General features: G+C 68.2%; 3 protein-coding genes and 2 pseudogenes. 3 read left to right on the plus strand and 2 right to left on the minus strand.

All coding sequences use genetic code 11. The features are described 5' to 3' along the window. The first annotated feature begins 1,778 nt into the window (after positions 1-1,778). The 3 genes and pseudogenes from AOQ53_RS42155 to tpg all read left to right on the plus strand — a co-directional run. Positions 1,779-2,039, plus strand: a complete 261-nt coding sequence (locus AOQ53_RS42155) for a hypothetical protein (RefSeq protein ID WP_078945641.1) — start codon at positions 1,779-1,781, stop codon at positions 2,037-2,039. Beyond that, the gene (locus tag AOQ53_RS34775) at positions 2,039-3,949 is read left to right on the plus strand and encodes a hypothetical protein (RefSeq protein WP_236711919.1); all 1,911 of its coding nucleotides are present in this window, start codon (positions 2,039-2,041) and stop codon (positions 3,947-3,949) included. Before AOQ53_RS42155 ends, AOQ53_RS34775 begins: the two co-directional genes overlap by 1 nt. A gap of 407 nt (positions 3,950-4,356) precedes the next feature. Next, positions 4,357-4,546 (plus strand): annotated as a pseudogene (tpg, locus tag AOQ53_RS46955) (telomere-protecting terminal protein Tpg); the annotation flags it as partial. A gap of 135 nt (positions 4,547-4,681) precedes the next feature. On the opposite strand, the pseudogene AOQ53_RS46960 reads toward tpg, so the two are convergent. Both AOQ53_RS46960 and AOQ53_RS34785 read right to left on the minus strand, forming a co-directional pair. Continuing rightward, positions 4,682-5,481: pseudogene (locus tag AOQ53_RS46960) on the minus strand (IS5 family transposase). Positions 5,482-5,572: 91 nt separating this feature from the next. Continuing rightward, positions 5,573-8,131, minus strand: a complete 2,559-nt coding sequence (locus tag AOQ53_RS34785) for a DEAD/DEAH box helicase (protein WP_078945642.1) — start codon at positions 8,129-8,131, stop codon at positions 5,573-5,575. Positions 8,132-9,511 lie beyond the last annotated feature (1,380 nt).

Here is a 9,511-nt window from a genome sequence, read left to right on the forward strand (position 1 = left end):
AGCAGGGGGTACCCCCAGAGCACGCACCGGACGCCGCTCCTTGACGGGCAAACGTTGCCTGCCGGGGCCCTAGGGGCTGGTGGAGTTGTCGTTCCAGGAGGAGGGCGGCGCCTGGCCCTGCTTCGGGGTGAGCGTGCAGGTGCACCGTCTGCGGTGGGACACCGGGTCGTCCGTACCGGCGGCTCTGCGCGGCGCGTATGGCCGCTTCGCTCCCTGGTCGCGTTTCGAGGGCCTGGCCGCCGCGATCGCCGGGCTCGGCTGCTCGGTGGATCCCGAACCGGAACCGGGACGGCACGGCCGGGGACATGCACCGCTGCCGGGTGCCCGAGTCCGGCGTGAGGATCTTCGTCCGCGCGGACGAAGACGCCCAGGGGCAGGCGGGTGAGGTCTGGAGCCTCAGGGTGTCTCCCGCGTGGTGGCGCGAGGCGGGCTGATCAGGCCCTGAGGTCGGCCGTGCCACCATCTGGGCGGCTCGCCCTTGCCGCGTGGTTAGTTCCGAGGTCTGCCCGGCCTCAAGACCGGCTGCTTCGGGCGCAGATCCGTTACCTGCTGTCGTGGGGGGTCTCGGTGCCTGTCGACGTGATGCGGTGGAGGAAGCCGCCGCTTGCTGCCTCTCCCCGCACCACCTGGCGCGGGAGGGACACCGCCGGCTTCCGGCGCCGCCGGACCGACGATGTCCAACCTCCGCTCGAGCTCTGCGTGTTCGGCCACTGTGACACCTGGTGCCCGGGGCAGGTCACCGCTCGAGCTCTGCGTGTTCGGCCACTGTGACACCTGGTACCCGGGGCAGGTCACCGCATCACCAGCACCTGCACCGCCCACTTCGTGCGGATCCTGCGTCACCTCGCCAGACAGACCGCACCAGGCCCGCCGGTGTCAGCAAGCTCATGGGCTGCATTCCCACCGCTGTCACGGGCGGCTGTCTCCGCGAGCCAGACACCGAACTTCTCCTGCCCGGCTGTGCATTCGCCCGCCGCATCAACAGCCTCCTGACCGCGGCCGACCGCCCTTCCATCTGGGACAGCCGGCCTGCCGGTCACGCCCCCGGCCCGTGCACCTCCCCGGACGCCGGAGGAGTCGGCCGTGAGCACCCGGCAGACGACGACCCCCACGGCGGGCCCGGCCGCCCCCGCTCGTGTGGGGGGGCTGGTCGGGCCGGGGGGCGTGCTCTGGGAGGGAGGGTTGGTTGTGGGTTCTGAATTTCCGTTGACGGGGCGGGGTTCCCGTTTGCTGGGGATCGGAATAGTTGTGTTTGCGTTGCGAAGGTGGGTGGGGTGAGGGGACTCCAGCCGGTAACTGGAGTCCCCTCGTTTCCCCGCTTATGTGCTGCCGCGCCCAGGAGGGGAGAGCGGCGTTTTCGAGGAGCGGGGGTTCCGCTTGTTCAGCTCACCATCCTCCCGGCCGCCGGGCAAGATCTTCACTGTCCGGAAGTGTTCCGAACAGTGAATGCCCAGGTCGGAGGGCTTGCCGGGTAGGTCTGGCGATGCTGCGGAAACGTGTCCCGCAGCCTGTTTCCAGTTGCCCCATGGGCGATGCAGGCGCCGATGAACGAGCGGTCAGAACGCATCAACACCGCCCCCGGTATCGAGCGGAAAAAGCGAGCGGCGGGTCTTTGCTGATGGCGGATGTTCGGATTGCTTCCGGTTGTGCAGAGGGGGTTGCCGCTATCCGGGCGATGGAATTAGGTGAGTGATGTCCGCGTCACGGCCGGTAACCGTCGCGGATGAGCGAGCCGTACTCGTCGGCGATCTTCGCCGCGCCCGGGAGGGGAAAGACCTATGTCACGACACGTTACGCGACGACGGCACCGGCAGGCGGCGCCGCCGTCGGATCACGCTTCCTGCGGAGCAAACCTCAAGCCCGCACAGCGGGTCACCGTCTTCGCGCTGATCCTGCTGGTGGTGATCGTCCTCGTGTGCAGCGGGCAGCCCGTCTGTGACGCGGTCGGGTTGGTCATGGCGGCCGGAGCCGCGGCCGCACAGATCGGCGCATGGCTGAATGGGCAGCGCCTGGCCACCGGCTCTCCTGGAGGCGTGTGATGACACAGCCAGAGAACCCGCCAATCGCCCACAGCGAGCAGCGGCGCTGGCCCGACCCGCTGCTGGCGCGCAACCACAAGGACTTCCGAAACGCTCTGATCCAGCTGTACAAGGGCCGGGGCCTGACCTACAGGAAGCTGGAGAAGGCAAGCGCCGACGGCCCGGAGAAGCTGTCGTCCACCACGATCCACAACGCGTTGAACAAGGACGCGCTGCCGGGCCGGAACTTCGTGGTCGGCTTCCTGCACGCCTGTGGGCTGAGCGAGACGGAACAGGAACCGTGGCTGACGCGCTGGGAGGAGTTGAGCTGGAAGGAGACGGCTTCCCCGCAGGAGAACACACCGCAAGACGCAGTTCCGGCTCAGACGGGCCAACCCGTGCCACCAGCCGAGCATGGCAGACGGTGGGCGCGCCTTCTGGGCGGCCGCTCCCGGCTGCGCACAGCCGTGGTGGCCGGCACCGTGCTGGCTCTCGCCGGCGCCGTCGGGGTGGTCTGGCAGTGGCGTCAGCACGACTTCAAGGAACAGCACTGCGGCACGTTCAATCCGGGCCTGGTGACCGAGGCCGACGGGGAATGCACAGGCGTCACCGACGGCAGTGACGGCGCGGCCGTCTTCGGCAGTGACCTGAAGCCGGTCATGACCGCCATCGGCGCCGAGAACAGGAACGTGATCAAGGACGGTGATTACGTGACGGTCGCGTTCCTGACACCGCTGACGTCGAAGGACGCCAACAACCTCACGATCGGCCAGTACGTCGCCGAGCTCGAGGGCGCCTACACCGCCGTCGAAGAGGCAAACAAGAAGAACACCAGGCCCAAGATCCGGCTGCTGGTGGCCAGCATGGCAAGCTCCCAAAAGCACTGGGAGCGCACCGTGGACCAGCTTGTGGCCCGCAGGGACACCGACCGCCTGGTGGCGGTGGCCGGCATGGGCCTGAGCCAGCAGGAAACCGTCGACGCCGCCCGGAAGCTCAGCAAGGCCGACCTGCCCATGGTCGGAGACCTGATCACCGCCGATGGTTTCGACGCCACCGGCGCAGTCGACGGCAAGGGACCGATCAACGGACTGGCCCGCGTCGCCCTCTCCAACAAAGACCAGCTCACCGCCATCAGCAAGCAACTGCCCTCCGCCCAGCGCACCGCGGCCCTGGTCAGCACCTCAGTAACGCCCAATGGGACCAGGGACCTCTACACCGCATCCCTCAACCGGGGCTTCCGCACCATCAAAGGCCTCAAGAAGCATCTCGACGACACCTCCGACTTCAAGTTCGACCCCCGCGGCGGGACCGGCGCCATCCTGCCCACCATCACCCAGAACTTCTGCAGCACCGGCAAGACCATCGACACCGTCTACTACGCCGCCCGCGTCAAGTACCTGCCCGACTTCCTCGACGCGCTGGCCAAACGAAGCTGCCACACCCAGCCCATCACCGTCGTCACCGGATCGGATGCGGCAGCCCTCGACCCCAAGACAGAAGCACTCCACGACCCTGACGCGCCGATCACCGTCCTGTACGCGTCCTTCCCCAGCGCCGACCAGTTCCGCAGCGCCGACAACCCCAGCCGCGGCCTCTACAACGCCTTCGCCAAAGCCTTCACCTCCCACCACCACGGACAGCAATTCCCCGCAGAACACCTCACCAGCAGCTACTGGGGCATCGTCGCCCACGACGCCGTCCTCACGGCCGCAACCGCCCTGCACCGCGCAGCCGCCCACGGCGACCCCTCCAGCCTGCCCAACCGCTACGCCGTCAGGAACGAGCTGTACGCACTGCGCAACAACGCCATCGCCGGCGCAAGCGGCCACTTCGGCATCGACAAGAACGGAAACCGCACCAACACCCACACCGTCGCCACCGTGCACCGCCTCGGCCGGCCTCTTCCCGCAACCACGAAACGCCCCGGCTGAGCAACCGCGGTGAACCCAAAGGGGGCAGACCCGGCGCGGGTCTGCCCCCGGCCTCGTTCCTGCTCGCGCGCTGGCGAGGCCCCCTCCCCGCCCGGGTCTTATCCGGCCTGGGGCGGATCGCGCTCAGCGCGCCCGTACAGCGCCCACGCGACAGCTGTCCGCTCGCCGCGGACCTTGAGGGCCCACACAGCTCGGGTCGTCCTGGAGCGAGCACACCGCCACCGCCGGCCCCTTGTGCCGACGTCGTGCCAGGCCTTCACCGTCTGCGCCAGCGGATCCAGCACCGGCACCAGCACGAGAATGTGCCCCTACGGCACAAGCCACTTGTGCGGCCCCTTCCGCCCGGCGTCGGGCGGCCCCCCCGGCCCGGGCGTGACCGCCCCACAGCAGCCCGCACAGACCACCCCATCCCCAAACCGGCCGGCGCGCAGATGCGATACCTCGTCAAGCAGCTCAAGAGCACCCGCGGTGGCCAGCGCACTCGGCATCTCGCAGCGCACCGTGGAGCGGTACGTGAAGGACCAGATCCGCCAACCTCGCGCCGACCTCGCACAGCGCCTGGAGAAAGCGGTGCACGAGCGGTGGCAGCCCCGCATGACCACCGCGTGTGGTGCAGGCCTGACCGGTTGCCAGTGCCTGCTGTCACCATGGGCGGACCTGGTCATTTGGCTTCGAGAGGGAGGCTTGGAGTGAAACGACGTCTTAGACGTCGTTTCAGTTGGTGAGTCTGCGCTAGCTGATGAGGGCTGCGGCAATGCCGACGAAGGCCAGGAAGTGTCCGGCCTTGCGCCCACAACGGCGGTGCAGGCGCCGACAGCCGGCAAGCCAGGACACCGTCCTGTCGACGACCCCAGCGGTGGCGGCCCAGCCGCTTGGAGGATTCGGTGCCTTGCGGGCGATGCGGTGGCGGATGCCTCGCTTGCGGAGCCATCGGCGCAGGTGGTCGTAGTCGTGGCCCTTGCCGGCGTGGAGCTTGGCCGGTCGCCGGCGCCGTAGGCCGCGACGGGAGCGGATCGGTGGAATCCCTCGCACCAGCGGCTTCAGGCCGAGACTGTCATGCATATCCGGTGCCGGATATACCCAGCGACAGAGGTAGACCGTTGCGGTCCGCGATCAGGCGGGTCTTCGATCCGTTCTTGCCGCGGCCGGTCGGATTCGGCCCGATCAGTGGCCCCCTTCCGTGGCCCGGAGGCTGACGGAGTCGATACGGAGTCGATCGCGCACCGCGACCAGTCCAACTCGCCCCGAGCGCCGAGTTCGTCGAGGATGACGCGGTGGAGCCGGGCCCAGACCCGGTCCTGGCTCCACGGGGCGAAGCGCCGGTAGACCGCCGGCCAGGCCGGCCCGAACACCGGGGGCAGTTGCCGCCAGGCACCCCGAGGCGGCTCCGAAGATGATCGCCGCCAGGCATTCACGGTCACCCGCCCGCCGTCACCCGCCGCCCTGCGGACGCATGACCTCCGCCAGCGGAACCACCCGCCGGAACAGCCTCCATAACCATCCGGCACCAACCGCTCAACCAGATCCGTCAGGCACGGCTCAACGAACGATCACACCAAAGGAAACCACGCCTAACTGGCGTCGGCTACGAGAGCCCCAGGAGAGCGCCGATGATAGAGCGGGTCAGGTCCAGCGCATGCCGATGGCGGTGAGCTGTTCCACACGTTCCGGCGACAGTGTCGCGGCCCTGGACCGCTGGTTGCTTACCCATGCCCCCAGCTTCATCTGCCGCTCCTGCTCCTCGCCGTGCTCACGGCCGCTCGCCTCCCCCTCCCCGCTGCCGACGATGATCCGTTCGATGTGTTTGCGTGGCACTTTCAGGTGTCCTTCGCGCTGGTAGTACTGGCGGGCGGCGGCGAGGTTGAGGGCCCATTTGTCGGCCTGGCTGGCCCGCGGTTTGGGTTTCTCATTCTCGGTGGCGGGTTGGATGCCGAGGATGTGCTCGCACATCCACCGCTGCACGGTGGTGAGCTTGTCCCACCCCAGCCGGACCGAGCGCACCCACCGCCCCAGGTCCTCGCCCTGGTGCACGGCCACGCCCGGCTCTGTCGGCAGCAGGCCGCCGGCCTCCAGGTGCAGCCGGATCAGATGGAAGCACCGCTGCCACTCCACCGGCCAGACCGGGCACCAGGAGGGGTCGATTTCCTCGAGCTGCTCGCGCCGTTCGGCCGACAGCACCCAGCCTGATGTCTGCCTCACCGGCAGACCTTCGGCCTGCCGCTGTTCGTTGTCCTGAGCCCGCCGGGCGGCGGCCCGCGCGTTCTTCAGAAAGATCCCTACCCGATAGCCCCGGTAGGTGGCGTCCAGCGGGGCAAGGAGGTGGCCGGCTTCGGCTGCCCATCCGCGCGCCGCTGCGAGTCCTTCTTCCCAGGCGACGTCGTAGTGGGACCAGATCATGCCGAGCTTTTCCAGCTGCGCGATGCGGTCTTCGTCCATGTCCCCGCGGGCGTAGAACCTCCGCGCGTCGGCGATCCATTGCCCAAGTGGAAACCCGGCAAGGGAGGCCGTCCAGCCCTCGCCCTCCACCTCCGGGGCATCATTGGCGCGGACGCGGTAGGTGAAGGGGACCTTCAGGTCGCCGTGGAGTCGGTGGTAGATGGTGGCGGCTTCGATGCCGCGTCGCCAGTGCTGGTGTTCAGGGTTGAGGACGCGCAGGTTGATGAACGCGGCCAGCTGGGCGGGGTCGCGGGGGGTGCTGAATTTCAGCAGCTCTCTGGCCGGTACTGACAGACCACGGTCGCTTCGGTCGCTGCCAGCTGCTTCGTCTTCCTCGGGCCCGCTGCGACTCTGTACACCCCTGACACGGCTTCGCGCCTGCTGTTCGGCGAGTTGCTCCACGACCCGGGCGTCGTGCGCCCTGAGTGCTTCCAACAGCTTGGCCAGACCACCGTACGCGCCGGAGGTGAGCATGTTGTCCGGCGTCTCTCCGGGGCCGAGCAGGACGGGTACGACGAGGGAGGCGACCTTGCCTTCCCCGGGCTGCATGCGCAGCGCCCGGCCTACAGCTTGGACGAGGTCGGGCATGGAGCCGCGTACGTCGGCCCAGTAGACGGAGTCGCAGTTTTGGGTGTCGACGCCCTCGCCCAGCACTTTCACCGAGCCCAGGTAGCCCTTCTCCACGACGGTGCCGTCCGTGGCGATCCCCTCGGCGAACTCCCCCAGCACCCGCCTGCGGTGGAGCGGCTTATGGTCGCCGCAGAGCCACTTGGCCCAGATCGTCTTGGGGTACAGCTCGGGGTCGACGGCGTGCAGCTGTGCGGCGACGTGGGGGAGGCCGGCCGCGAACGCCTCGGCCTCCTTCACCATGTGGTGAAAGACCAGCGTCCTGCGGAACCCTTCCTCCGCTGACGCCCTCACCAATGCGGTCTGCAGCGCGGCGAGCCGCGCCCCGCGCACCTGCTCGGAGCGCGCGTCTTCACCCAGCAACTGGGCGGCCTGGAGCTGCGTGTCGGTGATGTCCACGCACACCACCTGATAGGGAGCACAGATGCCCCGGTCGATCGCCTCGGACAGCGTCAGCGTGTAACAACGGCTGCCGAAGGGCGAGTCGGGGGAGTCTTCCATGCTCGCCACCAGTTCACCCGGCGCGCCCTGCTGCTCCTGCTCTTCGCCGAGCTGCCACAGCCGGGGCGTGGCGGTCATGTAGAGGCGGCGTAGGGAGGGGATGCGGGTGTTGTCGTGGACGACCGCCCACGGCTTGCCCAACCGTCCCGAGGTCCGGTGTGCCTCATCGACCACGATCAGGTCCCACCCGGGAAGGTCGGCCTGGTGTGCGCGTTCCAGCGTGCCGAGCCCGAGCGAGGCGTAGGTGGCGAACACCGTGATCTTATCGAACGGCCGCACCCAGTCGACCAGCTCCTCCACGTCCGTGGTGTTCGGAAAGGCAGCCTCCTCGCCGCGCAGGGACGAGACCCCGATCATCGGGCCGGTGCGGCCGCCCTCGCGCCATGCGGTCTCGGTCTGGGCCAGCAGGTCCAGCGAGGGCACGAGGACGAGCACACGGCCGGCCCGGAGCTCCTCGGCACTCCGGGCGGCCACAAGGGTCTTGCCGGTTCCCGTTGCCATGATCACCTGAGTGCGCAGACCCCGCTCTGGCACGGTAGATCGTGCAGGAAATTCGAGCGCACGGAGCACTGCGTCCACGGCTTCTCGCTGATGAGGACGGAGTTCCTTCACAGCCATTCCGATCTACTCTCTTCCGCGGAGCCAGACGCCCGTTCTCAGACAACCCCACCTGAACAACCAGCGTGCAGACGACAAGTGTTGGCCCCCGAGGCGGATCCACCGAGACGGCGATACATGCCCCTTGATGCGAGACACGCATAGCCACCCTGCAGCAGCACAGACCTCGCAGCGCTGGAGTCATCTGAATCCATAGTCTATCGCACCTTCAAAATGAAGCAGACGCTATGAGCGAATCAACTTCGATGCCACGGGTACTCCGCACCCAAAGCCAACACGTCCATTCTGTTCCCGGAGAGTCATGACGCAGGAGACTGAAAACGAGAAGGGCAACCGGTTCTGCAAGGCATGTGGCACGCCGGCTGAAGACGGGAAGCTGTGCAGTCACTGCGGCACGGTTCTGGACTTCCCTGATGAGGGTGGGCTGATCGAAGACCAAGGTGCAGCGGTACGACGCGAGTTCGAAGGACGCACCGAGGACACCGGGCGGGGGAGCGCAGGGGGCCCGCCTGGGCCTTAAGTGCAGTGGAAGACCCCCGTGGCAAGATGTCGGTATGACGATCGCTGCCCGAAAGGGTCATGCCGCGTAGGCGGCCGGGCGCCCTGCGTGCCCCTCACCCCAAGCTCTACGCATTGCACCAGCCGTACCGGATCGACCGGTTGTCGCCGCGGACTTCCGCTGCTGTGCACCGGGCCGAGCGGGAGACAGACGCTGAAGAAGTGTGGCCCGGTGCTACTGAGACGGCCCTGTACTGGTGCCGGCGGTTCCTCGCCCGGCCAGGCCGGTATCTCGAGATCTCTTACGCTGGATGCCCGTGCCCTTCGGACAGCCTGGAAGACGTGACCGAGGCCAGGGAATTGCTGGAGCGGGTGGTGGTAGTACTGCCCGTCCCGGCGCGCCGGGAACTCGAGGCACTTCTTGCTGTGCTCGATGCGGAGCTGTGGCGTCGTACCCTCCCAGATCCGTTCGCGTTCCGTGATCCCCGACGCAGAGGGGGCAGCTGGTGGCATCACAGGCTTCGAGGAGAGCCATTCGGATGAGGCACTGGAAAGTAGAGGCGGCCCCACCCTGCCGCACAGGACGGAACCCCTGACACGTAGCCAGCCCGGCCCGCGTCAGCGGGCCCCTACGGTTCTGGAGGCGCAGCCGGAAGGACCGTCAGGCAGGGGAGCGCAGCGGACCCGCCCCGCCAGGCTGGAGCGAAGCGGAGGCCTGGTAGCGGGACGAAGTCCCGCCGGTCCGGGAGCGCAGCGGACGGACCGTCAACCTCGCTGCACAGCAGCGGGGTTGTGCGGGTGGCGCAGCCACCCGCCAGCGCTCCCGCGGAGCGGGAGCGCAACACCCGTGCGCAGCACGGGTGTTCGCTTGCACATCGCGCA

It is taken from the genome of Streptomyces azureus (genome assembly GCF_001270025.1).
Classification (GTDB): domain Bacteria; phylum Actinomycetota; class Actinomycetes; order Streptomycetales; family Streptomycetaceae; genus Streptomyces; species Streptomyces azureus.

Excerpts from the sequence above, each read along its gene's own strand:
- AOQ53_RS42155 (WP_078945641.1), top strand. The coding sequence starts at position 1,779 with ATGTCACGACACGTTACGCGACGACGGCACCGGCAGGCGGCGCCGCCG.
- AOQ53_RS34775 (WP_236711919.1), top strand. The coding sequence starts at position 2,039 with ATGACACAGCCAGAGAACCCGCCAATCGCCCACAGCGAGCAGCGGCGC.
- AOQ53_RS34785 (WP_078945642.1), bottom strand. The coding sequence starts at position 8,131 with ATGGCTGTGAAGGAACTCCGTCCTCATCAGCGAGAAGCCGTGGACGCA.